This window comes from Synechocystis sp. LKSZ1, assembly GCF_040436315.1.
GTDB lineage: Bacteria > Cyanobacteriota > Cyanobacteriia > Cyanobacteriales > Microcystaceae > Synechocystis.
The window spans coordinates 733,622-758,348 of sequence record NZ_AP031572.1 but is presented as its reverse complement, the minus strand read 5'-3'; the positions used below and the strand labels follow the sequence as shown (position 1 = coordinate 758,348).

General features: G+C 51.9%; 27 protein-coding genes. 14 read left to right on the top strand and 13 right to left on the bottom strand.

The features are described 5' to 3' along the window. Positions 1 to 470: 470 nt before the first annotated feature. On the top strand, positions 471 to 746 hold the full coding sequence (locus tag ABXS88_RS03680) for a hypothetical protein (RefSeq protein WP_353673839.1): 276 nt from the start codon (positions 471 to 473) through the stop codon (positions 744 to 746). A gap of 31 nt (positions 747 to 777) precedes the next feature. Here the strand turns inward: ABXS88_RS03680 and menB are convergent, their stop codons facing one another. Next, positions 778 to 1,614, bottom strand: coding sequence for a 1,4-dihydroxy-2-naphthoyl-CoA synthase (gene menB / locus ABXS88_RS03675; RefSeq protein ID WP_353673838.1), 837 nt, complete (start codon positions 1,612 to 1,614; stop codon positions 778 to 780). Positions 1,615 to 1,733: 119 nt separating this feature from the next. Between menB and ABXS88_RS03670 the strand changes: the two genes are divergently transcribed. Next, complete coding sequence (locus ABXS88_RS03670) at positions 1,734 to 2,915, top strand: hypothetical protein (RefSeq protein WP_353673837.1); 1,182 nt, start codon at positions 1,734 to 1,736, stop codon at positions 2,913 to 2,915. Positions 2,916 to 2,971: 56 nt separating this feature from the next. Further along, complete coding sequence (locus ABXS88_RS03665) at positions 2,972 to 4,372, top strand: IctB family putative bicarbonate transporter (RefSeq protein WP_353673836.1); 1,401 nt, start codon at positions 2,972 to 2,974, stop codon at positions 4,370 to 4,372. Here ABXS88_RS03665 and ABXS88_RS03660 read toward each other — a convergent pair. Continuing rightward, on the bottom strand, positions 4,369 to 4,611 hold the full coding sequence (locus ABXS88_RS03660; RefSeq protein ID WP_353673835.1) for a DUF4327 family protein: 243 nt from the start codon (positions 4,609 to 4,611) through the stop codon (positions 4,369 to 4,371). The two genes, ABXS88_RS03665 and ABXS88_RS03660, sit on opposite strands and share 4 nt — an antisense overlap. Before the next feature lie 303 nt (positions 4,612 to 4,914). On the opposite strand from ABXS88_RS03660, the gene ABXS88_RS03655 reads away from it, so the two are divergent. Further along, positions 4,915 to 6,189, top strand: coding sequence for a dihydroorotase (locus ABXS88_RS03655; RefSeq protein WP_353673834.1), 1,275 nt, complete (start codon positions 4,915 to 4,917; stop codon positions 6,187 to 6,189). Here ABXS88_RS03655 and ABXS88_RS03650 read toward each other — a convergent pair. Together ABXS88_RS03650 and ABXS88_RS03645 are read right to left on the bottom strand one after the other, a co-directional pair. Further along, the gene (locus ABXS88_RS03650; RefSeq protein WP_353673833.1) at positions 6,186 to 7,439 is read right to left on the bottom strand and encodes a metallophosphoesterase; all 1,254 of its coding nucleotides are present in this window, start codon (positions 7,437 to 7,439) and stop codon (positions 6,186 to 6,188) included. The genes ABXS88_RS03655 and ABXS88_RS03650 overlap by 4 nt on opposite strands. 102 nt (positions 7,440 to 7,541) lie before the next feature. Further along, positions 7,542 to 9,782, bottom strand: a complete 2,241-nt coding sequence (locus ABXS88_RS03645) for a PBP1A family penicillin-binding protein (RefSeq protein ID WP_353673832.1) — start codon at positions 9,780 to 9,782, stop codon at positions 7,542 to 7,544. Between the two features lie 215 nt (positions 9,783 to 9,997). On the opposite strand from ABXS88_RS03645, the gene ABXS88_RS03640 reads away from it, so the two are divergent. After that, the gene (locus ABXS88_RS03640; protein ID WP_353673831.1) at positions 9,998 to 11,566 is read left to right on the top strand and encodes a hypothetical protein; all 1,569 of its coding nucleotides are present in this window, start codon (positions 9,998 to 10,000) and stop codon (positions 11,564 to 11,566) included. On the opposite strand, the gene ABXS88_RS03635 is transcribed toward ABXS88_RS03640, so the two are convergent. After that, positions 11,531 to 12,142 carry a chorismate lyase gene (locus tag ABXS88_RS03635; protein WP_353673830.1) on the bottom strand — a complete coding sequence of 204 codons (612 nt, stop codon included), beginning with the start codon at positions 12,140 to 12,142 and terminating at the stop codon, positions 11,531 to 11,533. The two genes, ABXS88_RS03640 and ABXS88_RS03635, sit on opposite strands and share 36 nt — an antisense overlap. A 200-nt stretch (positions 12,143 to 12,342) precedes the next feature. Here ABXS88_RS03635 and ABXS88_RS03630 point away from each other — a divergent pair, with 200 nt between their 5' ends. Both ABXS88_RS03630 and ABXS88_RS03625 read left to right on the top strand, forming a co-directional pair. After that, positions 12,343 to 12,555, top strand: a complete 213-nt coding sequence (locus ABXS88_RS03630; RefSeq protein ID WP_353673829.1) for an RNA-binding protein hfq — start codon at positions 12,343 to 12,345, stop codon at positions 12,553 to 12,555. A 174-nt stretch (positions 12,556 to 12,729) separates the two neighbouring features. Then, complete coding sequence (locus ABXS88_RS03625) at positions 12,730 to 13,251, top strand: late competence development ComFB family protein (protein WP_353673828.1); 522 nt, start codon at positions 12,730 to 12,732, stop codon at positions 13,249 to 13,251. Positions 13,252 to 13,254: 3 nt separating this feature from the next. Here ABXS88_RS03625 and ABXS88_RS03620 read toward each other — a convergent pair whose 3' ends face one another. The 3 genes from ABXS88_RS03620 to nrtS form a co-directional block, all read right to left on the bottom strand. Continuing rightward, the gene (locus tag ABXS88_RS03620) at positions 13,255 to 14,088 is read right to left on the bottom strand and encodes an FkbM family methyltransferase (RefSeq protein ID WP_353673827.1); all 834 of its coding nucleotides are present in this window, start codon (positions 14,086 to 14,088) and stop codon (positions 13,255 to 13,257) included. Positions 14,089 to 14,096: 8 nt separating this feature from the next. After that, the gene (locus tag ABXS88_RS03615; RefSeq protein WP_353673826.1) at positions 14,097 to 14,834 is read right to left on the bottom strand and encodes an FkbM family methyltransferase; all 738 of its coding nucleotides are present in this window, start codon (positions 14,832 to 14,834) and stop codon (positions 14,097 to 14,099) included. Between the two features lie 207 nt (positions 14,835 to 15,041). Then, complete coding sequence (gene nrtS / locus ABXS88_RS03610) at positions 15,042 to 15,308, bottom strand: nitrate/nitrite transporter NrtS (protein ID WP_353673825.1); 267 nt, start codon at positions 15,306 to 15,308, stop codon at positions 15,042 to 15,044. Positions 15,309 to 15,408: 100 nt separating this feature from the next. Here nrtS and ABXS88_RS03605 point away from each other — a divergent pair, with 100 nt between their 5' ends. From ABXS88_RS03605 to ABXS88_RS03595, 3 genes are all read left to right on the top strand, one after another. Continuing rightward, complete coding sequence (locus tag ABXS88_RS03605) at positions 15,409 to 16,194, top strand: WecB/TagA/CpsF family glycosyltransferase (RefSeq protein WP_353673824.1); 786 nt, start codon at positions 15,409 to 15,411, stop codon at positions 16,192 to 16,194. Positions 16,195 to 16,354: 160 nt separating this feature from the next. Further along, on the top strand, positions 16,355 to 17,044 hold the full coding sequence (locus tag ABXS88_RS03600; RefSeq protein ID WP_353673823.1) for a class I SAM-dependent methyltransferase: 690 nt from the start codon (positions 16,355 to 16,357) through the stop codon (positions 17,042 to 17,044). Between the two features lie 82 nt (positions 17,045 to 17,126). Further along, entirely contained in the window at positions 17,127 to 17,348 is a 222-nt protein-coding gene (locus ABXS88_RS03595) for a hypothetical protein (protein ID WP_353673822.1), read from the top strand. Positions 17,349 to 17,449: 101 nt separating this feature from the next. Here the strand turns inward: ABXS88_RS03595 and ABXS88_RS03590 are convergent, their stop codons facing one another. The 3 genes from ABXS88_RS03590 to ABXS88_RS03580 all read right to left on the bottom strand — a co-directional run bounded on the left by ABXS88_RS03590 (position 17,450) and on the right by ABXS88_RS03580 (position 18,904). Beyond that, positions 17,450 to 17,653: a phycobilisome linker polypeptide gene (locus ABXS88_RS03590; protein ID WP_353673821.1), complete on the bottom strand. Its 204-nt coding sequence runs from the start codon at positions 17,651 to 17,653 to the stop codon at positions 17,450 to 17,452. Between the two features lie 190 nt (positions 17,654 to 17,843). Then, positions 17,844 to 18,329, bottom strand: coding sequence for an allophycocyanin subunit beta (apcB, locus tag ABXS88_RS03585; RefSeq protein WP_353673820.1), 486 nt, complete (start codon positions 18,327 to 18,329; stop codon positions 17,844 to 17,846). A gap of 89 nt (positions 18,330 to 18,418) precedes the next feature. After that, positions 18,419 to 18,904: an allophycocyanin gene (locus ABXS88_RS03580; RefSeq protein WP_353673819.1), complete on the bottom strand. Its 486-nt coding sequence runs from the start codon at positions 18,902 to 18,904 to the stop codon at positions 18,419 to 18,421. A gap of 305 nt (positions 18,905 to 19,209) precedes the next feature. Here ABXS88_RS03580 and ABXS88_RS03575 point away from each other — a divergent pair, with 305 nt between their 5' ends. Together ABXS88_RS03575 and ABXS88_RS03570 are read left to right on the top strand one after the other, a co-directional pair. Beyond that, positions 19,210 to 19,794 (top strand): Uma2 family endonuclease, encoded by a 585-nt coding sequence (locus tag ABXS88_RS03575; protein WP_353673818.1) that lies wholly within the window; start codon positions 19,210 to 19,212, stop codon positions 19,792 to 19,794. 117 nt (positions 19,795 to 19,911) lie between these two features. Beyond that, entirely contained in the window at positions 19,912 to 20,607 is a 696-nt protein-coding gene (locus ABXS88_RS03570; RefSeq protein WP_353673817.1) for a response regulator transcription factor, read from the top strand. On the opposite strand, the gene ABXS88_RS03565 is transcribed toward ABXS88_RS03570, so the two are convergent. Together ABXS88_RS03565 and ABXS88_RS03560 are read right to left on the bottom strand one after the other, a co-directional pair. Next, on the bottom strand, positions 20,604 to 21,920 hold the full coding sequence (locus tag ABXS88_RS03565; protein WP_353673816.1) for a glycosyltransferase: 1,317 nt from the start codon (positions 21,918 to 21,920) through the stop codon (positions 20,604 to 20,606). The two genes, ABXS88_RS03570 and ABXS88_RS03565, sit on opposite strands and share 4 nt — an antisense overlap. Before the next feature lie 167 nt (positions 21,921 to 22,087). Continuing rightward, the gene (locus ABXS88_RS03560) at positions 22,088 to 22,948 is read right to left on the bottom strand and encodes a DUF72 domain-containing protein (RefSeq protein ID WP_353673815.1); all 861 of its coding nucleotides are present in this window, start codon (positions 22,946 to 22,948) and stop codon (positions 22,088 to 22,090) included. Here ABXS88_RS03560 and ABXS88_RS03555 point away from each other — a divergent pair. After that, on the top strand, positions 22,947 to 23,630 hold the full coding sequence (locus ABXS88_RS03555; RefSeq protein ID WP_353673814.1) for a class I SAM-dependent methyltransferase: 684 nt from the start codon (positions 22,947 to 22,949) through the stop codon (positions 23,628 to 23,630). The two genes, ABXS88_RS03560 and ABXS88_RS03555, sit on opposite strands and share 2 nt — an antisense overlap. A 140-nt stretch (positions 23,631 to 23,770) precedes the next feature. Beyond that, a complete protein-coding gene (locus ABXS88_RS03550) occupies positions 23,771 to 24,673 on the top strand; it encodes a CoB--CoM heterodisulfide reductase iron-sulfur subunit B family protein (RefSeq protein ID WP_353674772.1) in 903 nt (300 codons plus the stop codon). Positions 24,674 to 24,727 lie beyond the last annotated feature (54 nt).

The window sequence follows — 24,727 nt, the reverse complement described above, 5'->3', positions numbered from 1 at the left end:
GCGTTAACTAGAATAATGGAGGCGGGTCTGGATCAACCCACCGTTACGATAATAATGACCAAAATCCTCTGTAGTCCTTGATACTTTTACGAAAAAAGAAAATAGATTTTTTGAGAAATATTCTTGGCTTTTTAGATTGAATTTTGTTGCTGCTTAAGCCTCTATCCTGTTCGGAAAGTTCCCTATCCTCTCAATGGAAGGCCTTTTTGCCCTGATCCCCATAATGATTTCAGCTAAGGACTTGCTTCTTTGTGTGCAAACTCGATCTAAGACAAGAGTCGAAGGCTCAAAGAATATGTCGATTTGTAAAATGATTATTAAGACAAACTAAAGGGATCAGTCTGGCGGGGATCACTGGAATCCTTATGGAATCCTGGCTTGAACTTATTTTTAGCCAATAGAGCCTAGGGCAAAATATATAAATAACCTGCTTAACCAAGCATTTTTTTAATATCTTTTGAGAGCCCCCGATGAAAACTGCTAATTATATGACTTCATCGTGCCGCTACTGCCGGTACTATCAGTCCGAAGGACGACGGGGAGGAATGTGTGATCAACTGGGTGTTCCCGTCCAAGGCGAATGGAAGGCTTGTGTCCTTGCCTCTCATCCCTTCTCGACCCCTTGGGATGCTATTGAAGATGTCATGCGACTGGAAAATTCCCTAGCGCTAGACTGTTCTGAAACAACTTCAGCTTCTGCTGGTGGTTTGACCATGGAAACCGGGAGCCGCGCTTCCCACGGGTAAAGAACTTGTCACGAGCAATACGATGAAACCCCTAAGGTAACCAGGGGTATTGACGAAAATCCGGTGGTCGTTTTTCTAGAAAGGCCTGTTTTCCTTCATTGCCTTCTGCGGTCATGTAGTACAAAAGGGTTGCGTTTCCTGCCAGTTCCTGAAGCCCCGCTTGACCATCGCAGTCCGCATTAAAGGCCGCCTTGAGACAACGAATCGCGAGGGGGCTTTTAGCCAAGATTTCCTTAGCCCATTGAATTCCTTCCCCTTCTAAATCATCGACGGGCACCACTGCATTCACTAATCCCATGTCTAGGGCCTGCTGAGCAGAATACTGACGACAGAGAAACCAGATTTCTCGGGCTTTCTTTTGGCCCACGACACGGGCCAAATAACTGGCCCCAAAACCACCATCAAAACTCCCCACCTTCGGGCCTGTTTGCCCAAACATAGCATTATCCGCCGCCAATGTCAGGTCGCAGACCAAGTGTAGAACCTGGCCCCCGCCAATGGCATAACCCGCCACGAGGGCAATCACCACTTTGGGCATAGAGCGAATCAAGCGCTGGAGATCAAGAACATTAAGACGGGGAACGCCTTGGTCATCCAGGTAGCCCCCTTCTCCCCGCACCGATTGGTCTCCCCCAGCGCAAAAGGCATATTTACCATCACTGTGGGGGCCGGCTCCGGTAAGCAAAACTACACCGATGCGGCCATCTTCCCGCGCATTACAAAAGGCATCGTACAATTCAACAATGGTTTTTGGGCGGAAGGCGTTACGTTTATGGGGACGATTGATGGTAATTTTGGCGATACCGTCCCATTTGTGGTACAGAATATCTTCGTAAACCTTGGCAACTTGCCAATCGGCGTGGCTCATAGCAGAGGGAAGAAAAACACTGAGTCATCATACCAGTACTCCGTTGGCCCTGACCAGTCTGGAGAGTACTCACTAGAGCCAATCAATTGTTTACTGAGAGGTCATATTGATTGTATGGGGTGCCATTGATGCGTTTTATGGATGACTACCGGAAGAGCAGACAGGCGGCCTTGGCCAACGCAGTTCTTGCTTTTTTGTTGGCGAGCCTGGTCTGTCTTTTTTTATACTTCGGTAAATTTGAGGGCAATATCACGGGATTTTTCCGCATTGGTTCTGTCCTCCCCCTATCTCCCCTACTCCAGCCGGAAACCACCCGTATCTGGCCCGACGAGTTGGGCTACGATGGCCAACAATTTTTGAGCATTAGTCTTGACCCCTTCCTCACGCAACCGGGGACAATAGCGGCCCTGGATCAGCCTAGTTACCGCTATCGCCGTATTCTCTATCCTCTACTGGGGTATTTCCTGGGCCTGGGCAATCCCTGCTGGATTCCCTATGGGTTGGTTGGACTAAACATCTTGGCTATTACTGCTTTTATCTTTTTACTCACCCGATCCCTGCAAATTCAAGACCAGTCGCCGGAGAATGGACTATGGGGCCTGGCCATTCCTGGGGTGTGGATGGTGCTATCTCTTTCTACTGCGGATCTCTGGGCCAGTGTCTTGGCCCTGGCGGCCTTGCTGTCTTTCCAGTCCCGTCGTCCCTGGGGCATGGGATGGGCCTTGGCCTTGGGCCTGTTGACCCGTGAGACCTTACTGCTGGTCTGGTTGGCTCTGGTCATTGCTAGTGTGCGTTCCCAACGACGAGAGCACTTTTTGCCCCTCGGCCTGGCCCTGCTCCCCTTTCTGCTCTGGAATGCTTGGATTATCTATCTGTCATTACCGGGGGCTAGTGGGACGGGGAATTTTACCTGGCCAGTAGGGGGCCTATTGGCCAAGGGAGAAGCCCTACTCCAAAACGGGCTAACACTGGGCAATCTTTATGAGGCCTATTCCTTTTCAATCTTAGGGTTAACCCTGGCCTGGGGCCTGCGTAACAGCCTCTGCCCACGCCCCCAGATTAATGCCCTGACCCTAACCTTTTGGAGCTACGCGGGCCTAGGGGCCGTCGCTAGTTTTTATATTCTTAACTATTATTTAAACTATTCACGAGTCTTTCTAGACCTCTACTGGTTATTTCTACTCTTGCCCTGTTTCCGTCCCTCAATGATATCTCTAGATTCAAGGCCAGGGATGCTAAAAAACTTACTCTGCTTGGGCTGGGGCCTGGCCAGTCTGGCCTTTATCCTTCTGCAATCCTAGGGGGTCTCTCCGCAAAGTCGGTATAATAGGGCGCGGCAATCCGTGGAGATTTCACCATGGCCTTTTTTTGGCAACAACTTACCTGGTCTCGATTTTCCCCCTACCAATGGCGGCAGGGCAGTTACCTCCATCGTCTGGTGGGGCTTTTCCAAGGCTGGAGCACCTCTAGTTATCTTTGGCCCTTTCGGGACGCCATCGGGGCGTTGTTGATAGCCCTGATCTTTAGCCTGGCCCCCTTTACCTCCACCACAATGCTGGGGGGTTTGCTGACGATTTGTGGGCTGTATTGGCTGGTGTTGACCCTCGCGGATGAGCAATCACCAGGACTCACCCCGATTCATCTTTTAGTTTTTCTTTACTGGCTGATTTCGGCCTTGGCTGTCAGCTTTTCACCCGTGAAAATGGCTGCTCTGGGTGGATTTTTAAAGCTTACAGCTAACTTATGTTTGTTTCTCTTAGCCGCTCGTATTCTTCGTTCCCGGCCTTGGTTTAATCGGGTAGTAACGGTGATTATTCTCGTGGGGTTAACGGTCGGAGCCTACGGCATCAAACAGCAGCTAGACGGCGTTGAACAGTTGGCCACCTGGAATGATCCGACTTCCGACCTTGCGGGGGCTACTCGGGTTTATAGCTACCTAGGTAACCCGAATTTATTGGCAGCCTACCTACTGCCCATGATTGCCCTGAGTTGCGGGGCTATTTTTACCTGGCGGGGAATTTTGCCCAAACTGCTGGCGATGATGACACTAGCCATTGATCTGGGCTGTCTTTTCTTTACCCAAAGTCGAGGGGGATGGCTCGGAGGACTAGCTGTACTAGGGGCTTTTATCTTCCTCAGTTACCTCTGGTGGCGGCCCTTCCTCTCTCCTTTTTGGCAAACCTGGCTACTACCCCTAGTAATTGGATTGGGGGGTTTGGGTCTGGGTCTGGCTCTACTCCTAGTGGAACCTCTCCAGGTAAGGGTGTTGAGTATTTTTGCGGGCCGAGGCGATAGCAGTAATAATTTTCGGATTAATGTTTGGGAAGGAGTTAAAAGTATGATCCGTGACCGCCCGTGGTTAGGCATTGGCCCAGGAAATAGTGCTTTTAATCACATCTATCCCCTCTATATGCGTCCCAAATTTAGTGCCTTGAGTGCCTATTCCATTTACCTAGAGATCATGGTAGAGACGGGACTAGTGGGCTTTTCGACCATGCTCTGGTTACTTTTAGTTGTTTTTAGTCAGGGGCTAAGGCAGATTCAGGCCTTTCGTCACCAGAGCGATCCCCAGGGTTTTTGGGCCATAGCGGCCTTGGCTGCCATGGTGGGGTTGTTGGTGCATGGCCTAGTCGATACAGTCTGGTACCGGCCACCAGTTAGTACTCTTTGGTGGTTTTTATTGGCCATGATTGCCAGCCAATCCGCTAATTTGATGACAGCGGCCCCGGCAACCGCTGATTCAGGGTCATTATCTTAGTCGTTATCCCAACGCTCTGCGGCGATGAGATCCCCGATCTGATCCCGCAGAAGAAAATCACTCCGCTCTAATTCACACTCCACACAAACCCATTCCCGCGCTGGAATGTATTTACACAGGACGTAGATGGGCTGATGACGACTAATCGTCCCTTTTTCCACCAGTTGGCGGACTTCATCTTGAAGCATACTCAAGGAGTAGGTCGTAGACGAAACGGGAGTTAGAGTACTGGTACTCATAAAATATACCTAAGCGAGTAACAAAGCTTAATGTCCAATATAGTCTAACCTGGCGGAAGAAAATTATAGGGTGGTGCTGTATTTTTGATTACATTTTTCAAGAATTCTGCAAAGCCTTACCCTGATAGCCTTTGTCCGTTGTAAAGTAATTGTTAAAAAATTTAAGAGAAGATTAAGTCCCTTTGGGAGTATTGGCCGTTGAGGAGAAATCCCACCCTCAAGCTGTAGACCCTTGGCTGTTTCCTGCTAGGATTTGTAGGGCAATTTGGGAAATAGACGATGGGCCAAGCTAGGAGCACACCGATGGAGTCACAGTATTTGCGAGGGGTTCGCTGGCTAGAGCCTCAGCAGGATCAAGACTGCCAGATTGATCTCTGGCTCCAGGATGGACAAATTCAGGCCCTTAATCCGGATCCAGCCCTCATTCCTGCCCATCTAGCTCCCCTCAATGGAGAACATTTAATCTTGGCCCCCGGCCTAGTGGATCTCTACAGCACCAGCGGCGAACCAGGCCATGAAGACCGGGAAACTCTGTCCCAATTAGCGGCAGCGGCCATCACCGGGGGCTTTACTCAACTGGTACTTCTACCCCAGGGCCAGCCCGTCTCCGATAATCCCGCCGTCTTGAGCCTACGGCGTCAAAAGCTCCTAGCCTTAGCTCCGCAGTCTTTGCCCCATGTCCACTTTTGGGGGAGCTTAACCCAGGACGCGCGGGGAGAACAGTTAGCAGAATTGGCGGATTTGGTGGAAGCCGGTGTAGTGGGCTTTAGCGATGGCCAAGCGTTAATGAATTCCAGCTTAATCCGTCGGGCCTTGGAATATCTTGCCCCCTATAAAAAAACGCTGGCCCTGGTACCAGTGAATCTGGCCCTGCGGGGAAATGGCGTTGCCCGAGAGGGGGCCATTTCCTTGGCTTTGGGCCTACCTGGAGAACCGGCTATGGCAGAAACGACAGCGATCTCGGCCCTAATTGAGATAATGGCGGATTTACCAACGCCTGTCCACTTGATGCGGGTTTCAACTCAGCGAGGCGTGGCCCTTATTGCCCAGGCCCAGGCTCGGGGCCTTCCCCTCACCGCCAGTGTCGCCTGGATGCATATCCTGTTGGATAGTCAGGCTCTCTATCGCTATGATCCCAACCTTCATTTAGATCCACCCCTCGGCAACCCAGAAGATCGTCTGGCCTTAATACAGGGACTAAAGGACGGCACCATTGCAGCTATTGCTGTCGATCATCAAGCCTATACCTACGAAGAAAAAACCCTAGCCTTTGCCGAATCCCCAGCGGGGGCCATTGGTTTAGAATTTGCCCTACCCTGTCTCTGGCAGGGTCTAGTGGAGACAGGTCACCTAACGGCCCTGGAACTCTGGCGGGCCCTCAGCCTTAATCCGCTCCGTTGTCTGGGCTTGAACCCGGTATTTTCTGATTGGCTTCTCTTTAATCCCCAGCAATCCTGGCCGGTAAATAGCCAAACCCTTAAAACGCAGGCTCGCAATACCCCGTGGTGGGGCCAAACCATAACGGGAAGAGTAGAACAAGTTCTCTCCTGGGCGACGACGGCAAATCCAGGCCTCTAAACAGGACAGGGCCGTTGGCCGAGGCGAGTTTCGCACCGAGCCCGTTCTGGCGGAGTTAGCTCTTCAGGCTCAATGTCTCGTCGTAGGACAATACCGTTATGACCAACGATAAAGCGGGGTAACTGCCCGTAGTCGATTAGGCCCAGGGTTTTCATGTCGTAGGTGGTATAGGTCGTTAAATCGGGATTTTGGAAGTTAACATCGAGAATTGTTAACGTTTTCCGGGGCGGCAATTGGCTGTCTAGAAGTTGACGGGGGCCAGACCCCAAAAGTCCCGTATGCAGGAGTTGGAGTTGACCTCGATGGGCAGGGTAGTAGGCATGCTGGTGTCCACTGATGTAGGTATGGACACGATATTTTTCGAGCAAGGCTCGGAGTTGATCCGCATTTTCCATGACTTCTCCCGGTTTGTTCCGCTTAACGGCCACAGCGTAGAGAGGGAGATGGCCTAATAAAATACGCATCTTGGCCCCTTGGGCCTCAGGACTAGCCAGCGTTTTTTCAACCCAGGCCAATTTTTCCGGCGGAATGTGATTGGAGGAGCCATCCCAGACCAAGAAAAAAATATCTTTGTATTTGAAGGAGTAGTAAAAGGGAAAGTCCTGGCGGTCAATGAAGTCTACCCCAGGATCGTGGGCCGGGTCATTCCAGTAGGCGGCAGCTAGATCCCGCTCTTGCTGAAACAAATAAGTTTTCTTCGCACCGAGGGCGCTGGAGGCATCATGATTGCCGAGGGTAAAGCCGTAGGGTAATTTCGCATCCCGCAGGGGCTTTGCCACCTGTTGATCGAAGGCGGCCCACATCGCTTCAATTTGCTGTTTAGAAAGACTCGGACTCTGGCCCGCGACCATGTCACCACTGCAAAGAACTAGATCTGGTTGCCAAAACGGCATGAGTTGGATCGCTTTACGGACCTCGGGTTCGTAGGTAGTGGAGCCGTAGGCACTATTGAGATCACTAATGACAGCCAGGCGAATAGCTTGTCGAGGGGGAGAAAACACCTGCCCCTGCGGGCCACTGGCCAAAATGGCCTGGGTTTGGGGGGGCAAGGATGGCAAGGTGGCAGTCGATTCTGTGTGAAATCCGTTTAGAGAAATTATCCTGTCCAGTTTAATGGCGGAGGAAGGGGTCTCGTTAGAAGAACTCTGGCCGGTGGGCAGCGCGGCCGGACGGGATTGGCATCCCCAGGCCAAACCGAGGGTTAACAGAATACCGAGGCCAAGAAAAAGAACAAAGCGTCGCCAACTCATGACTTAAAAACCTGACAAGCAAAGGAAATCTAGCAACTCCGCCCAACCTAGCGGGCCAAAATTAAGGGTAGTTTATCCAGGCCCGAAAAGCCATTATTTTGTTTACTGCACCAGGGTTTTCATGTAACGGCCCCAAAGACGTGCGGCCTGGGCACTACTGCCTCGGGTGGGAGAATTATCGTCGTTGCCGAGCCAAATCCCCGTGACAAAGTGCTGTTGCGGTAGAAAGCCCACGAAAAGGAGATCAACGCCCCGATTAGTGGTTCCCGTCTTCCCAGCGGCCCCGTAGCCAATGCTAGCGGCCTGGCCCGTGCCGCCATTAACTGCATTCTGGAGGAGCGTAACAAGGGTCGAAGCCGTGCTAGCTTTCAGAACTGGCACCGAGGCCTGGCCCATTTGGGTGGCACTATAAATTTCCCGACAGGTTTGGTGACGGCGACTATCCTGGCAATCATTACCGTCTCGGATACGACGGATGGCATGGGGGAGATGCCACTGGCCTTGGTCGGCAATGACGCCGTAGGCCCCCGTGAGTTCTAAGAGCCGAACCTCGCTCTGGCCCAGCACTAAACCAGGATTTTTGTGGAGTGGGGAACGAATTCCCAGGTCTTCTGCTAGGGTCGCAATTCTGTCTAGGCCAACTTGCTGGGCCACCCGCAGGGCCACAGCGTTTTCTGATTGAGCTAGGGCATGGGCTAGGGTAATGTTTCCACTACTGCGTTCACAGGGCCGAAAGGCCTGGCCCTGCCAACGAATACCAGCACAGGAATAAGTTTGATAAGCAGAAATACCCGCTTCCAGGGCAGCGGCATAGGCAAAAATTTTAAAAGTGGAACCCGGTTGACGTAGGGCCTGGGTGGCACGATTAAACTGAGTGCTTTTGTAGTCTGCTCCCCCCACCAGGGCCAAAATTTCCCCATTGTGGCTATCCAAGGTCACCAGGGCCCCTTGGGAAAACCGAAATTGTTGTCCTTCGTTGGCGATGTATTGCTTTACTTGAGTTTCGGCCTGGCGTTGTGCCTCCAGATTCACCGTACTCTCCACAATGAAATTCCCTTCCTTGGCCACCTCTTCTCCTAACAAATTTTGCAATTCCGTAAAAATATAGCTGTAGAAATAGGGGGCCTGGAGCTTGGAGAGGGATTGGCGGGCCTTGGGACTGACGGTGATCGGGGAGCGTCGGGCCTGTTGAGCTTCCGTGGCACTAATCATGCCCAGGTTGGCCATGCGCTTAATTACCCGATTACGCAGGGAAACGGTGGTGTCGTAGTCCTGGATAGGATTGTAGAGGTTGGGAGCCGGTAGCATGGCCACCAGCGTTGCCGCTTCACTAATATTGAGGTTTTTTGCGGATTTATCAAAATAAAAACGCGCCGCATCTTCAAAACCATAGTTGCCAGCCCCAAGATAAACGCGATTGAGATAGGTTTTTAGGATTTCATCTTTGCTATAAACCATTTCCAACTTCAGGGCCACCAGCATTTCCCGCACTTTGCGACGGGCAGTATTTTCCCGGCCCACCTCTGGAAAGAGACTGCGGGCAACTTGTTGCGTGAGGGTACTGGCTCCCTGGCGTAGGCCGCCTTTGCCGAGGTTAATCACAACAGCCCGAGCAATGCCGTAGGGGTCAACCCCAAAATGCCAATAGAAACGACTATCCTCCGAGGCCATTACAGCCTTGGGCAAGTAGGGGGAAAAATCCTGTATCCTCACTAATTCTCGATGAATATCACGTCGAATTGGGTTTAACTGAGTTTTGCCATCGCCGGCATAGATGACCACTGGGGCTGACACACCGCTGGGCCAGGGTCGAACCGACAACTGGGCCCACTCCCAAGTGAGCCAAGCCATCCCCAGTAGGCCCAGAGCACCGCAACCATAAATGCCATAGCGCAGGGCCTTGACCCAAGGAGGCGGGGGATTCAAAAAAGTAAATTGGGGCGCATCTTCGAGTTCTGGCGGCCCGAGGCTAATCACATCCCCGTGGCAGAGGGGATAGGTCTTTAACTTCTGGCGGCCCCGATAGATGCCATTAGTAGAACCTTCATCCTGGAGAATAAACTGCTGGGGATGCTTGGGCTCCCGGTGGATGGAGCAATGGGCCTGGCTAACGATGGGATTTTGAATCTGAATATCGCTCAGCCGCGAACTCCGCCCCAGGATGTGGCGCTCTCCCAGTAGAGGATAGGTTTGGGGCGGCTCTCCTGGGCTTTCCCGCACTTCAATCTTGGCCACCCGAGAGCCCGGCTTGAAGGCTATCATCCGCTTTTCTAGCCCAACAAGTTTTTGTACCGCTTGGGTGACCATTTGGCTGAGGGGTTGGGAACTAGGAGAACGGGTCATAGGCGCGAGCAATTTGGGTTCATCTAGAGTAGCAATTTTGGAGATTCTTTTTGCGTCAGGCCTCGGGGCCAGAAACCGCCCTTCTTCCCGTTGATGATAGGCTGATAGTTACCTTCATTGGCGTAGCTGGTTTGGGTCAACTGGGATAAATAGGACGAGCCATTCCCTCAAAACCCAGACAGCGTAATGTTTGTTAGATCTGCTGGAGAGTTTTCATGGCCAACCCCTCCCAACCCTACCAAAGCCGTCTCTTCAACTTCATCAATCGTCAGTCCCTCAAATGGCGTGACCGACTGGGGGTTACCTTTCGCCAGTTGAAAATTGCCGCAGAATGGAGCGTCCAGGCCCTGGTGGCCCCCCTCTATTGGCTCATGCATCCCCAGGAATGGCTAGATCCCCAACTTGGCCCGCCGACAACGTCCGTGGCTCTGCCCTATCTGAGTGAGCCCCCGGTAGACCAACCCCTGCAAGAAATCCTCACCACCATCGAACCCTGGCTAGGTCTAACCCCGTCTACGACCGAACCCGACGCCCTGCCATTACCGCAAATTGTTCTGCCGGGTCACTTTTTTGAAAATATCCGCCAACAGTTAGCCGATACGAGCTTGACCCCAGAGGAGCGAGGAGAAGTTCCTCCTCCCTTGGCTCTGCCAGCTAGCCCCTTAGCCAGACTGGGCAATCACCTTAAACAATCCTTGAGCCAGGGCCAGGCGGAAAGCATTGTTATTCATGGCCTGGCCTGTCAATACCGTAGTCGTCAGCTTGTCTTGGTCACGACCGATAATGAGGTGCTGGATGTCCTCTCCCCGAGCCAACAACAGGCCCTCAGTACTGCTATCCGCCAGAGACTCGCTAATTTTTACTACCAACGTCGTGTCCAGTGGGCCTTGGCCCAAAAAAGTGTTGGGCTCATTCCCCTCACCTTTGCCCAGGGAACGGCCCCCCTGCCTCCCCTGGATTGGTTGTGGCAGGGCCTTCGTTGGTGGCAGGGCCAGGCCTTAAGTCTGAGTAGCAGTTCTAGCGCCCTTGCCCCTATCCCTAAGTTCTCAATTTCGTCGGCCCCCTTGGTTCGGCCCGTGCAGACTAACCTGTCGATGGCCTGGCCCCATCCCCCGGCCCTGGCCCAGCAGTTGCAAAGCCAATGGCAGGGCCTGGCCAAGCAAACCCAGCAGTGGCTGATGGTTTCCTCCCCGGCCCTAACTCCCACCGAGGTCGATCCGTTTCAAATTCGCGTGATTCTCCAGGCCGCTATCGACTACTTCTTTGGTTCTGGTCAACGGCCCACGGCCCTGACCCCGGAATCCTCGGCATCTACAGAACCTTGGCTGGCCTGGGACGATCTGTTTGTCGAATCTTCCCCCCCAGTCCCTCTGCTAGAAACCAGCGGTTCGTTAACCCAGACTCCCTCATCTCCAAGCGACTTGGCCCCATCCCCTAGCGCCAACCCCAAAAAACCGATGGCCAATCCGCCCCAGCTCTCCCGAGCCTGGGAATTACCAGATCTATGGGCCGAAGCGGTTCCTGCGGCTCCAGAATTACCGGCCGCCCCCGCCGTTTTGGCCTGGCATAATCCTTGGCAAACAGAACTAGAAACCGCCTTCGATTGGATTGAAACGGAAGCCCGGCCCGTTGGTTATCAGCGTCATTTTTTGGAGTATCTTCTGGCAGGACTCGATCAACTGGTCTTTGGGTTGGAGGCCGCAGTGCAAAAATTGGGAGAATGGCTACGAGGCACCTTTTGGCCTTGGCTAAAGGCTGTCATTGACGAGGGCCGTCGGGCCTAGATAACGCTGAAGATAGGGAGAAAACACTTCGTAGATGAGGGTGAGGGGTTGGCCATGGTGCCAAAAGAGGTAGTAGCGACCCCAAAATGGCCCGGTTTCTTGGAACGCCGCCGCGAGGGCCGGAGACGGGCCATGAAAAATTCCCAGCACTTCTCGGTACAACTCAGTATGGAGACGGGATAAACTGTCCCAAATGGGTAGATTACGGTTTTCTAAATAATCGTCCACTTGATTGCCGTCCCACCAGGAAACGGCGTAGGCTAGGCGTTTACCGGAACGGGTGCGGAGCCAAACTTGACGTTGTAGCCAGGGTTGGGGGATGACATGAATTTGGGGTGGGGCCTCGGTCGGAGACGGGCCAATTAAAGACATATCAATAACATCCACCTCGGTTTTTTCCCCAGTGAGTAACTGGAGGTGACGGGTGGGAGAACCATCTCCGAGGATGAGCATCTGCCAAGCGGGGGCCAACTGCGGATGAGGCAGGCCTTGTTGCACAATCTGTTGATCTCCCTGCCAGAGGGGTTGAACTCGATACCAAGCAGTGGCAGGAGGAACGGAAACAGAGGTCTTCAAGGGCTTGTCCTCAAGCTTTACAAAACTTCACAACTTTTAGTTAAATCATAACAAATATCCACTTCCCTGCTGGTTTTTGACGACTGAAAACTTCTAGGGGTTATTTTTACCCTGTGGACTGAAGATTTACGCTCAGAAAACCGAAGAAATCATCATCCCTCTGGAATAATGAAAACGAGTCAACCCCTAAATTGTTCGCCATGACCGAGTTTAATACGGGCCTCCCCAGCGTTCGTCAAATCCAATCCCTGATCAAAGGCCAGCAGACGGTGGAAATCAAACTAACGACGAATGATATCTTAGTCGGTAAAATTCGTTGGCAGGACGACCACTGCCTCTGTCTACACAGCCAAGCCGAGGAACCCACCCTCGTCTGGTGGCAGGCTGTTGTCTATATTCAACCCCGCCCCTAGACTGGTGAAGCCCAGAAATTACGGACTATCTCTCACCCCGTGTGCAACTATTTTTTAGGCCTTGATTTACAAGGCTTTCAGAAATCAGGAAGGTTAGATTATCGCCTGGAACCCTGATTTTGTCGTTTTTAGTTGCACATCGCGTATCTCTCTACTTTTCGGATGATTTCTGCCATGAGTATTCAAATGATCGTTCACCAGGCCCTGCAAGATGGCTATTTAACCCCCACCATGGAAGCAGAGGTCGGGCGGATCTGTGAAAGTGCCTCGGAACTTTCCTTGGAAGAATATACGGCCCTCGACCAACTGATGGCGGCCCTACTGGCGGGCCAGGTGGTGGCCATGCCCCACAAACAATTTATCAACGTGATGGAAGAACTGGTGGTTACGGAAGTGATTACCCAGGTGTCGGAGCTGGATGACGAACAGAGTAAGGCCCTGGACATTGCCGATGTGGCGGCCTACGCCTTAAATCGACTTCCCCCCCTCTACGCTACCTCAGAGGAAGGGGCCCATTACCAGCGAGAACGGGCCCAAAATGAACTCCATGCCCTCATTCACAAACAAAGTCAAGAAGGCATTAAGCGCTTCCTGGATCGGCCCCAACTGCCCGACCGCAACCCCCTCGACTTACCAGTGCGCAAGGATTTACTTGAGCAGATGAACGAATTGCTCAAAACCTACGCCCCGGATTAAGGCCTAGCGGGAGACAAGCTGGCTCACCAAGCGCTCTAGGGGATTGACGCGATAGTAAGGACGACAGAGCTGAGCTACCCATTCTGCATTCAGCGGATAGTCTAAAAAACTGATGATGTTGCCGTAAATGCAGTGATCGGGAAACAGATTTAGGAGAGACTCGTCCGTTGTTGTTTCTATTGTCGGTAGGTGAAAACGGGTTTCCTGGGTCTGGGGAGCAAAATCAATTAATAGGCTGTCCTGGTAGCCACAGGCCTGGAGGACGCGCAGGCAGTTGAGGGTACCCTCAAAAAAGTGTTGACTCCAGCCTTTTTCGTCCCGATGCTTACTGGCCCCGCCGCCGTATTCAAACAGGATCACCTTAGGGCGGAGGGCCGCTGGCAGGAGGGGCAGTTGCTTTAGCACATTAAACTCCCAGCCTTCAATGTCGAGTTTTAAACAGGTGATCTGGCCCGGTTGTAGGGCCTGGATGAGGGTAGGCAGGGTCTGGGTCGGCACCAAGGTGGCTCGGGGGGAGGCCCCAAACCAGTCCGGCGAGAGGGAACTAAAGTTGCTATTGAAAAACCCTGCAAATCGTCCCTGATACAAGGTCTGCTGGCCATTGGTGTCGGATAAACAGGCCTCAATCAGCTGAAAGGATAGGGCTTTGGCCAGGCGCTTTAACTGGGGAACAGGCAGGGGTTCCACCGCCACCGTGGGAAAACCAAGACGCGCAAACTGTTCGCAGTAAAAGGCAAAGGTTCCCACCCCGACATCAAGACAGAGGCCCTGACGTTGGGGGTCTACCAGGGGGAGAAAATGGGTCAGGAGGGACTGACAGCAAGCTTCAACACGCATAAACGGGCCTAGAGACGGGAATTAATAAAGACAGCATTAAAATAACGAACATGACCATCCCTGGCCAGCATCTGGTCTAGATTACCGGCATAGACGTAGCCCAGGCCATCCAGGAGGACAAAAATATCCCGAAATTGAGCTTGCGCTTCGTAGAGGGGATCGAGGGAGACTTCAATAATACAGGCCTTGGCCCGCTGGAGCGTCGCCATCCCACCCCGTAGAACCCGGTCTTCGTAGCCCTGGACATCGAGTTTAATTAAAATATCTGGCCTTAGATCATGGCCCTGCATCACCTGGTCGAGAGTCGATTGGGCCAGGCGGATTTTTTCCTGTTTTTTAACCATGGGATAGATGGTTTCACACAGGGCCGTCGTTGCCAGCACCGATGACGAGGGATTAAAGTACAAATGACTTTTCATTTCAATGGTTGTTGTGGTTTCTCCCAGGGCCAAATTAAAGGGGATCACCTGATCAGGATAGGATTGGGCCCAGCGAGACAATTGTTGAAAGGGAACGGGTAGGGGTTCAAAAGCATAAATCATGGCCTGGGGAAAATGCTTCTTGATCTTTTTGGCAAATTGCCCTTCATTGGCCCCAATATCAATGATGGTCTGGATCGGCAAACGGCTCAGACCCAAGAGTCTCCGGTCCCATTCGGGGAGCAAGCAACGGCCCAGCCAGTTAAAAAAACGATTACTCAATCGGTAGGTCAGGGGGTCAAGCCAAGGGGTAGTAAAATTAGACATGAAAATAACGGCAATCAGTGGATAGCCAGAGGTTTAGCTTTATCAAAACATGGAAGCGTGTTCGGTTTGTTGGCCAATTGGCCTTCTTGTAGATAACAAACCTGACTGCTTCAAAGTCTAGTCCGATCAGGCCGGTAAATTGACTGGATTTCCTTCTCCTGGTCTCAAAATCAACGCAGAGGTTGGCTTGAGCAAAAGGCCCTGGCCCTATACGCGGGTAGGCTGTTGTCGGGAATGCATCGTGGGAAGCGTTTTTGGACGACTGATATACTGGCCGTGAATATTAACGGCATAGGGAACGAGGTAAGTTAAGATAGCTGCCAACCAACGTTCACGACTCATGCGGTGGCCCATAATGGCAGAACCATGATTGATCAGTAACAGCAACGAGCCCACTACCAGGGCTACCCGTAGGGCCATGGGCATCATTACTGGGTTAATGAGACATTGAAAGTATTCTCGGATCGCACGCATCACGACAGCAGGCTCAGGATTGGGCGAAAGGTATCATAGCGTTGTTGGGGTCAGTCCTTTCGTTGCCAATTTTACGAAGTGCATTATTATTGCCACCACTATGCCAACCAGTCGTGTAATCCTCAAAACCCGTATTGATGGGACAAGCTACGAAATGGCCTGCCAACAGATCCTGGATTGGATTTGCACCAGCCAGGCTAGCTATGTCGTTGCTGCTAACGTTCATGTAGTTATGACGGCTTATTGGCAACCGACTTACCAACAAGTTATCAACGAAGCAAATCTTGTAACACCGGATGGAATGCCTTTGGTTTGGGGCCTACGTCTACTTGGCCTTCATCAACAAGACCGTGTCTATGGCCCTGATCTGATGCTGGCCCTCTGCCGTCAGGCCGCTCAACAGAACATTCCCATCTATCTTTACGGCGGAACAGATAAAACTTTAGAGAAGTTACAGGATTATTTACGACAGTTATTGCCTGGTCTAGACATTACCGGTGCCTATTCACCCCCTTTTCGTCCTCTGACTTTTGCCGAAGAAGCAAAAGATATCGAACGCATCAGACAAGCAGGAGCAAAACTGATTTTTGTGGGCCTAGGATGTCCGAAACAGGAAATCTGGATGGCCAGGCATTATCGACAACTAACGGCCGTGATGATTGGGGTTGGAGCGGCCTTTAATTTTCACAGTGGAGAGGTCGCTCAAGCACCGCGCTGGCTAATGCCGCTAGGACTGGAGTGGGCCTATCGACTCATTCGGGAACCGCGACGTTTGTGGAGAAGATACTTATTCAATAATCCTATTTTCGTAATTTTGTTTGTCTTGCAGTTAGTTCATCATCTACTTTCACAAATGCTGGCCGGTAGCAATCCGCCGCGAGCATAAAGCCTCTCTGCCCTTAAAATTTACTACTTGTTGATTAAAGCCTTATTTGAGCAGACCTCATGATGGCTACGGCAGAAATCAGGGAGAAACTTTACAATTTTTAACCATAGCCAAGTATTCTCCTCGGCTAAACGCTCCCTCTTAAAACTACAGAGTAAGCATGTCCATTTCCCCTCGCTCTTCTTTCTGTCTCCGGGCCGAAGACCGTACCAAGCTAGATAACAGTGATGATACGGCCTTCTATGCCTATCCTCGTTTTGTGACCCATGTGGATGCCCATTTTATTGATCAGTTAACCCAACTCTACCGGGAACGACTCAGGCCCCATAGTCGTGTTTTGGATTTGATGAGCAGTTGGGTCTCCCACTTACCAACGGACATGGATTTTGCATGGGTCGAGGGCCATGGCCTCAATGCCGAAGAACTTGCCAAGAATCCCCGTTTAAATCACTACTTTGTCCAAAATTTGAACCAAAATCTGCAATTACCCCTACCGGATCAGGATTTTGATGCGGTGTTGATCACGGTGTCAGTGCAGTATCTACAATATCCCGAGGCCATTTTTAGCGAAGTTTATCGAGTCCTGAAACCCGGCGGTCAACTGATTGTCAGCTTTTCTAACCGTATGTTCTATCAAAAAGCGATTGCGGCCTGGCGCGAGGGAACTGATGCCCATCATCTTCAGTTGGTTAAAGCCTATTGCCAAAGTGTAGCGGGCTTTTCGGCCCCAGAAGTCGTGATCAAAACGGCGACTCCCCTGCCGGGCCTTCTACAGTTGCTAGGTATGGCTGGCCCTGACCCCTTTTATGCTGTTATGACATCGAAGCTTGCTGAAAACGCAAAAGCATAAACTTTTTTGACTCAGGCCTCCTGAGAAGATCAGTCCCCCGATACAGTGGAATGGTAGCCCCTGTAACCGTTAAGCAATCACCATGAGTACTCAAGACAAAGCCCGCGAATTAATGGCCAAGGAACGCCAGCAGGAAGAACATCTCCAGGAAACCATGCTGGAACGAGCCACTGAAATCGACACGACCATCCCTGAAACCGTCGCAGAAAAGGCCCGGGAACTGCTGACCGACGAGCGTCAATCGGAAAAACACCTCGACGAAACCATGCTAGAGCGAGCGGTTGAAGCTATCCAAGCTGAATAGTGGTTCAGGGCGTCACTCAACGGGTGGCATCCCCCCTGAATCAAAAAGAGGTCAGTTGATTGACCTCTTCTCTGTATTTGGTTAGTCCAAAATCATAAAAACTACATTAAGCCAGCATTGGTTCCGGGCTTGCCCGTGGCTAGCTCAACCTTCATAATTTTGCCGCCCATTTTCATGATGCGTTGTTGCTCACGAAACCAGTTATCGTAGGGGACTAATTTGGTGAAATAGGTATTTTGCAATTCCCGCTGAGTCCGAATTCGGGTTTGACTCGGTACACAGGCCGTAATTTTAAACATCCGCATGGGGCTAAGGTCTCCTAAAACGTTTTCAATCAAAACAATTGCCTTGAATACAACAAGGATCGGGAGTCCGGAGTCAATACTAGACTATTAAAGCAAGCTAATTACCCGCCTTAAACTCTCTAGCACTCACTCTAGACGTCCCGAACCTCAATTCTGACAATGTGAAATGCCAGTTGTTGTAGGGAATGATCTAGCTTAAGCCAGAGCAGATGTAATCGAGGTAAACACCCATTTCTTTACCAGCATCAGCGCCAACCAGGCTAGCGGTGACTTCTTTGATCGCTTGGATCGCTTGAACGGTGGAGGAGATGGGAACGCCCAGAGAGTTGTAGGTTTCTTTCAGACCGTTGAGAACCCGCTCATCCAAGATGGAGGGGTTGCCAGCCAGCATGGCGTAGGTGGCATAGCGGAGGTAGTAGTCTAGGTCACGGATACAAGCCGCATAACGACGGGTGGTGTACATGTTGCCACCGGGACGGGTGACATCAGAGTACAGCAGGGATTTGGCAACGGCTTCTTTAACGATGGTGGCGGCGTTGGCGCTGATAACGCTGGCGGCACGCACACGGAGTTCACCGCTAGCGAAGTAGTTTTTCAGTTTGTCCATGGCGGAGCTATCGAGGTACTTGCCTTGGACGTCAGCAGAGTTGATTACAGCCGTAATTGCGTCTTGCATAGTTGTTTATTTCCTTGAATCTTACTTTGTGTGAAAAATTGCTAAAAGTAGATGGCGTTTGTCGAAGACGATGGTCTTAACGGCAATCCCTAGCTCATCGCACCAATAACGTAGTCGAAGTAGGAAGAGGCTTCAGCGGCATCGTCAGCAGACATAAGGCCAGAGGCAACTTCTTTCATTTCGCGTACACTTTGAGCAACTGCACCCACGTCAGTTCCTAAGGATTTGTACATTTCACGAACACCCACCAAGCCGATTTCTTCGATGGGGGTGACATCACCAGAAACAACTCCGTAGGTGATCAAGCGGAGGTAGTAATCCATGTCCCGCAGACAGGTAGCGGTCATTTCTTCACCGTAGGCGTTACCACCGGGAGAAACGATGTCGGGGCGCTTTTGGAATAAGCGGTCACCGGCTTGTTTAACGATGGTTTCGCGGGCACCGGTCAGGGTTTCAGCGATGCGAAGACGAGCGGCACCGCCGGTCACGAAGGCTTTGATTCTATCTAGCTCACCGGGGCTCAGGTAGCGGGCTTCGGCATCAGCATTCACGATTGATTTCGTGACGATACTCATGGATGGATTCCTCCAAAAAATAGAAGTTAAGGTGGTTTTAAGCTGGCTTTATTAACCAAGACAGTCGCCAGTCAGGACGGAACCTCCGTAGCTCTCTAGGCAACCTGTCCCAATTATTCTCTGGTATAGCGATCCCCTTCAGACTTATTCTGTAATAGTTTTTAACAAAACGTTTCAGAAATGACGGTGGGAGGGCCATTCAGTCTAGTTAGCCGGCTAAGTTAGCATAGCAGAGGGGATTGGCCCTGGCCTAACCCAGTCAGCCATCTTTCCAAGGATTGATAGCGCGTAGAGGTGAGTAAACGATGACCAGCACCATGACCCGACGGAAAATTTCCCTCAAAGAATATTACTGGTTGACGGAACAGGGCTTTTTTCGAGAACAGCCGCGGGTAGAACTGATTAAAGGAGAAATCATTGAAATGATTGCCAAGGGCACAGCCTACACTTTCTGTACCATGCAACTTCTGCGGTTGCTCTCCGCTAGCTTGCCAGAGTCGCTCTACCTGCGCTGTCAAGACCCCATTGGTTTATCCGCTAGTAGTGAGCCGGAGCCGGACTTTGCCATTGTACGAGAACGGAAAGACCATTACCTATCCAGCCATCCCACGCCAGCGGATATTCTCTGGTTGATTGAAATTGCGGATTCGTCCCTCAACTACGATCGTGACGTTAAATTGGCCCTCTATGCCGAGGCCCAGATTCCCGAGTATTGGATTGTTAATTTGCTAGATCGTCAGCTAGAGGTCTATTCCCAGCCCTATGCCCGTAGTCATCAAGGCTTTGGCTACCGTCAATGTCTGATTTACCTTCCCGACCAAGCAGTTCCCCTGCCCTCCCTGCCGGATTTGTCTCTTCCCCTAGAACTCATTTTCCCGGTCTCGGCCTAACCTTTTTGTGTCCCAAGTTTAATTCTTGGATAGAGGGATTGCTCCTAGACGAGACTCTCCCGATAGTGCCACAATAAGGGTCTACTAATATCTAAGCTTTCCTCTCCCTAACGCCCTATGTCCAGTCCTACCCCCCTGTTACTGGTTGATGATGAACCCGGTGTGCGGGAGTCGGTGCAGGCCTATTTAGAAGATGGGGGCGAGTTTCAAGTCCATGCGGCTAGTAACGCGATTGAAGCCTGGGATTATCTGCAATACCATCTGCCGGAATTGATTATCTCCGATATCATGATGCCTCAGGTGGATGGCTATCAACTGTTGGCCCAGTTGCGGGCCGATCCACGCTTTAAAAGCTTACCCGTTATCTTTTTAACGGCACGGGGGATGACCTGTGACCGCATTCAGGGCTATCAGTCGGGGTGTGATGCTTACCTCTCTAAACCCTTTGATCCGGAGGAATTGGAGGCGATGATTCACAATTTATTGGCCCGACGTCAGGTCAATCTTGAGGCTAGTAGTGAATCCAATAAACTGCAGGAAATTTACCAGGAAATCCGCACCCTCAAGGAACAGATTAGTCACCCGGCCGGTCTGACCACCACCCCGGCCCCCATGAAAATCGATCTGACCCCCCGAGAGCAGAGTGTGCTAGACCTGGTGGCCCAGGGCCTGATGAATAAAGAAATTGCGTCCCAACTCAAGACCAGTGTCCGCAACGTGGAAAAGTATGTCAGTCGTCTTTTCGGAAAAACCGGCACCAATAGCCGGACGGAATTAGTCCGCTTTGCCCTTCAGCATGGCCTGACCCACTAAACAGCGGCAATACGGAGCGGATCGGTCGCGCCGGGTAGCCGGGAAATTTTGGGATTCCAGGGCTGGTCGTGCATGATCGAGCGAGCCAGAATGTAGCGGTAGAGGTCGCTCAACTGCATGGCTGAATTTTTCCAGCTAAAGCGGGAATTATGGGGATGGCTGGTTTGTTTTTTCAGTTTTTTGGCCCAGAGTTCATCCTGCAACACCCGCTCGATGGCTACGGCCAACTCATCCACATCCCGCGGGGGGACTAACAGGCCCGTTTCTTCGGGAATCACGGTAAATCGTAGGCCCCCGACCTTAGAGGCGATAACGGGAGTGCCGCAGGCAATGGCCTCGATGGCCACCAGACCAAAGGGTTCATAATAGCTGGGGATGACGCAAACATCGGCGGCACTGTAATACCAGGGGAGCCAATTGTGGTCAATGCGCCCCGCAAAATGCGTTTGTTTTACCAAATCTAGGTGATCGACTAGGGTTTCAATGCGCTTGCGCTCTGGGCCATCCAAACGCTCCACACTACTGCCCCCCACAATCACCAGTTTGAGATGGGGAGTTCCCATTTCCTTAAGGTGGGCACAGGCCCGGACGAGGGTCTCAATCCCCTTGCGCGGATCAAAACGGCCCACGTAGAGCACTACTCGTTCCTGGGGATGCCAGCCCAGTTTTTCCCGAGCCGTTGCTTTGGGGATGCAGTGAAAATTGGGAGTTGTACCGCAGGGAATGACTTCCACTTGTCCCTGTTGGGAAATTAAACTACGCAGGGCCTCTTTTTCCTGGGGACTGGTGGCCACCACACAATTGGCCTGTTCCAGAATTTGTTGCTCCACTGCCAAACGTGTTTCCGCAACAGCCGGCCGGGTTTGCATGGTTTCGTACTTCACTCGTCCCAGGGAGTGATAAGTATGAATTAACTGAACATTGTTTTTTTGCTGGAGTTGCATCCCGACCCAGGCAGACAGCCAATAATTAGTATGGAGCAAGGGATAGTGAATAGCCTGTTTGGTCTGAAATTTCTGTAAATTATCTAGAAATTCCGGCATGTGTTCAAACAACTGATCCCGAGGAATGAAGGTTTCTGGCCCTGCGGTTAGGCGAATGGTACGACAGTGGGGGGAATGTTGAACAATAGAAAGATCATTTGCATTACTTTTGCGAGTAAAAATATCGACATGCCAACCCAGGGCCGCTAAGTTCTCTCCCATTTGGCGGACGTAGACGTTCTGCCCCCCCGCTTCTTCCATGCCGATTTCTGCGGCGGGATCAGCATGGTCCGAAATAAAGGCAATCGCTTGACGGCTCGGGTCTACCATCGGTTTTCCTCACAAATTTTGACGGCAATTCTTGAAGGGAACTGGTCATTTTTTGGGACATTCTCTATCCCAGGGATCGGTTTTACAGAATAGCCTACTCTGGCTAGCCTATAAAGATTTTCGCATCCTAACAGAGTCCGTTCACAATTGCCAAGGGCATCTTATCCCTAAAATAGGCTCAATTGTTGGGGTTCTTGGGGAAGTTGATCCCAGGGTAAAGACGGCAGGGCCAGGCCCTTTTGTTGCAGTTGGTGATAAAAAGCCCGGGCCGTAAAGGGGGAATACTGCTCTTGGGGACAGTGGACAAAAAAGTAAACAGTTTGTCCCAGGGCCAGGGCCCGTTCCAAATAGGTCTGCCATTGCTGGAGGTAAGGCTGATTCCATTGCGGTTGGGGATGACTAATAAAACGAACAAGGAGGGGACGCTCTGGCGTAACGGCAGGTAAGACGACCGGTACATTAGGCTTACGCCGTTGACTGTGCTGTTGGGGATCATCAGGACAGTTGTAGATCGGCCGGGTATCCAAAATAACTTGACTCACCCCTAAGTTTTGTCGCTGAGTGTGCCATTGCTCCCATAACGGGGCAGACCACCAATCACGATGGCGCACTTCAACAGCTAGAGGAACAGGGAAATCCGCCAAGACCGCTAAAAATTGATGTAGATCCTCTAGGTTGCCAGGGCCATAGGTCGGGGGCAGTTGGAGAAAAACCATGCCGAGCTTTTGGCCGAGGGGGTGAAGGCGTTCGAGAAACTGTTGGGCTTCAGTGATGTGGGGGCAGAGTAAACCTTGATGACTAATGGTCTGGGGAAACTTCAAACAAAACCTAAAATCTGGGGGGGTTTCCCTCTGCCAACGCTGGACAGTGGCCGGGGAGGGCACCGCGTAAAAGGTCGTATTGCCCTCGAGGGCCGTTAGCCGCTGGCTGTAGAGTTGGAGAAGGGTCGATTTAGGGGCCTGGGGGGGATAAAAATTGCCAATCCAGCCATCGTAGGCCCAGACCGCACAGCCGAGGTAGAGTGTCATGACGAAATTAAGTACAGGCTTTGATCCCAGCCTACAGCATTATCTCCAGTCCCTTGGGGGGCGCGAATCCCCCTGGCTCCAGCAATTGCGGACAGAAACCGCCGCCCTCCCTGGGGCCCCAATGCAGATTGCCCCGGAACAGGCCCAGTTTTTGACCCTGTTGATCTCATTGCTATCGGTGGAACGCATCCTGGAGATTGGCACCTTTCGTGGCTACAGTAGTCTGGCCATGGCGTTGGCCCTGCCGCCCCAGGGCCAGATCGTGACCTGTGACATCAGCGAAGCGGATGCGACCCTTGCCCGCCACTATTGGCACCAGGCCGGAGTGGCCGACAAAATTACGCTGCACTTGGCCCCAGCCCTAGAAACCCTGGCGCGTTTAGAGCAAGATCCCGATGTCCAGCCCTTTGACTTGATTTTTATTGATGCGGATAAGCGCCATTACGATGACTACTATGAATATGCTTTACGGTTGGCCCGGCCGGGGGGCCTGGTGGTGATCGACAATGTTCTGTGGTACGGGAAAGTTGCCGACTCGGCAATTCAAGACCCAACCACCGTGGCCCTGCGCCAGTTAAATCAAAAGATTGCAACGGATGCACGGGTGGCCATGAGTCTAGTCCCCCTAGGCGATGGTTTGCTCTTGGCCTGGAAGCGACCACTAGCCACAAATCTAGATTAAATTGGAGGAAAATCCCTGGCCGGAGAGAAAGCTGGCTAAAATTTTCCTCAGTAATCAGTAATATGTAGGCTAAGACTGAACCCGACCGGCGTTAATCGGGGCCGCCTATGTTGCTTGCCTGTCCCTCTCTCCTCAATGCCATGGCCAAAACCCTCCAGTATGCTTACTTCCCGGGCTGTGTGGCCCAAGGAGCCTGCCGCGAACTCTATCAATCCACCGCCGCCTTGAGTGAGGCCCTGGGAATCGAATTAATTGAACTGAAACAAGCGGTCTGTTGTGGCTCCGGGACATTTAAGGAAAGCTCCCAACTGCTCGAAGATACCGTCAATGCTCGCAATATTGCCCTGGCGGAGGCCCTCCAGCTTCCCCTGTTAACCCATTGCAGTACCTGTCAAGGAGTAATTGGCCATGTGGATGAACGCCTGAAACAGGCCCAGCACCAGGAGCCGAGTTACCTAGCGGAAGTCAATCACTATCTAGAGCAGGAAAAATGCACTCCTTACCAGGGAACCACCCGAGTGACCCATCTGCTCTGGGCCTTGATCGAGGATTATGGTTTGGCGGCCCTGGCGGAAAAAGTGACCAAACGGCTAACCGGCCTCAACTGTGCCGCGTTCTATGGCTGCTACCTCCTGCGGGCCCAGGATCACCTGCCGGAGGACAATCCCTTGAATCCTCAGAGCTTGGAAAACCTTTTTCAGATTTTGGGCGCTAATCCTATCTATTATGCTGGCCGAACCCAGTGTTGTGGTTGGCCCATTTCCAGCTATGCCACGCCCCAATCCTTCCAGCTAGCCGGCCGTCATCTCATTGATGCGATGGCCGCCGGGGCGGATTGTCTGGTCACCCCCTGTCCCCTCTGTCATCTACAGTTAGACTCCCGCCAGCCGGAAATTAGCCAAGTGTTGGGTCAAAACCTCCAGTTACCCGTTTTACATCTACCTCAATTAGTGGCCTTGGCCCTGGGCATTGAGCCCGAGGCTCTGGGTCTAGACCGCCATATTGTCAGCGTTGCACCAGTTTTGGCGAAACTAGGATGTTAACCTGAGAGCATAAAAAGACGTTCTTGCCTTGCAGCCGAGAGAGGGTTAGCCTTA

What these genes read in the sequence shown, in the direction of transcription:
- ABXS88_RS03680 (WP_353673839.1), top strand. Translation starts at nt 471, where the DNA reads ATGAAAACTGCTAATTATATGACTTCATCGTGCCGCTACTGCCGGTAC.
- menB (WP_353673838.1), bottom strand. Translation starts at nt 1,614, where the DNA reads ATGAGCCACGCCGATTGGCAAGTTGCCAAGGTTTACGAAGATATTCTG.
- ABXS88_RS03665 (WP_353673836.1), top strand. Translation starts at nt 2,972, where the DNA reads ATGGCCTTTTTTTGGCAACAACTTACCTGGTCTCGATTTTCCCCCTAC.
- ABXS88_RS03660 (WP_353673835.1), bottom strand. Translation starts at nt 4,611, where the DNA reads ATGAGTACCAGTACTCTAACTCCCGTTTCGTCTACGACCTACTCCTTG.
- ABXS88_RS03655 (WP_353673834.1), top strand. Translation starts at nt 4,915, where the DNA reads ATGGAGTCACAGTATTTGCGAGGGGTTCGCTGGCTAGAGCCTCAGCAG.
- ABXS88_RS03650 (WP_353673833.1), bottom strand. Translation starts at nt 7,439, where the DNA reads ATGAGTTGGCGACGCTTTGTTCTTTTTCTTGGCCTCGGTATTCTGTTA.
- ABXS88_RS03645 (WP_353673832.1), bottom strand. Translation starts at nt 9,782, where the DNA reads ATGACCCGTTCTCCTAGTTCCCAACCCCTCAGCCAAATGGTCACCCAA.
- ABXS88_RS03640 (WP_353673831.1), top strand. Translation starts at nt 9,998, where the DNA reads ATGGCCAACCCCTCCCAACCCTACCAAAGCCGTCTCTTCAACTTCATC.
- ABXS88_RS03630 (WP_353673829.1), top strand. Translation starts at nt 12,343, where the DNA reads ATGACCGAGTTTAATACGGGCCTCCCCAGCGTTCGTCAAATCCAATCC.
- ABXS88_RS03625 (WP_353673828.1), top strand. Translation starts at nt 12,730, where the DNA reads ATGAGTATTCAAATGATCGTTCACCAGGCCCTGCAAGATGGCTATTTA.
- ABXS88_RS03620 (WP_353673827.1), bottom strand. Translation starts at nt 14,088, where the DNA reads ATGCGTGTTGAAGCTTGCTGTCAGTCCCTCCTGACCCATTTTCTCCCC.
- ABXS88_RS03615 (WP_353673826.1), bottom strand. Translation starts at nt 14,834, where the DNA reads ATGTCTAATTTTACTACCCCTTGGCTTGACCCCCTGACCTACCGATTG.
- nrtS (WP_353673825.1), bottom strand. Translation starts at nt 15,308, where the DNA reads ATGCGTGCGATCCGAGAATACTTTCAATGTCTCATTAACCCAGTAATG.
- ABXS88_RS03605 (WP_353673824.1), top strand. Translation starts at nt 15,409, where the DNA reads ATGCCAACCAGTCGTGTAATCCTCAAAACCCGTATTGATGGGACAAGC.
- ABXS88_RS03600 (WP_353673823.1), top strand. Translation starts at nt 16,355, where the DNA reads ATGTCCATTTCCCCTCGCTCTTCTTTCTGTCTCCGGGCCGAAGACCGT.
- ABXS88_RS03595 (WP_353673822.1), top strand. Translation starts at nt 17,127, where the DNA reads ATGAGTACTCAAGACAAAGCCCGCGAATTAATGGCCAAGGAACGCCAG.
- ABXS88_RS03590 (WP_353673821.1), bottom strand. Translation starts at nt 17,653, where the DNA reads ATGCGGATGTTTAAAATTACGGCCTGTGTACCGAGTCAAACCCGAATT.
- apcB (WP_353673820.1), bottom strand. Translation starts at nt 18,329, where the DNA reads ATGCAAGACGCAATTACGGCTGTAATCAACTCTGCTGACGTCCAAGGC.
- ABXS88_RS03580 (WP_353673819.1), bottom strand. Translation starts at nt 18,904, where the DNA reads ATGAGTATCGTCACGAAATCAATCGTGAATGCTGATGCCGAAGCCCGC.
- ABXS88_RS03575 (WP_353673818.1), top strand. Translation starts at nt 19,210, where the DNA reads ATGACCAGCACCATGACCCGACGGAAAATTTCCCTCAAAGAATATTAC.
- ABXS88_RS03570 (WP_353673817.1), top strand. Translation starts at nt 19,912, where the DNA reads ATGTCCAGTCCTACCCCCCTGTTACTGGTTGATGATGAACCCGGTGTG.
- ABXS88_RS03565 (WP_353673816.1), bottom strand. Translation starts at nt 21,920, where the DNA reads ATGGTAGACCCGAGCCGTCAAGCGATTGCCTTTATTTCGGACCATGCT.
- ABXS88_RS03555 (WP_353673814.1), top strand. Translation starts at nt 22,947, where the DNA reads ATGACGAAATTAAGTACAGGCTTTGATCCCAGCCTACAGCATTATCTC.
- ABXS88_RS03560 (WP_353673815.1), bottom strand. Translation starts at nt 22,948, where the DNA reads ATGACACTCTACCTCGGCTGTGCGGTCTGGGCCTACGATGGCTGGATT.
- ABXS88_RS03550 (WP_353674772.1), top strand. Translation starts at nt 23,771, where the DNA reads ATGGCCAAAACCCTCCAGTATGCTTACTTCCCGGGCTGTGTGGCCCAA.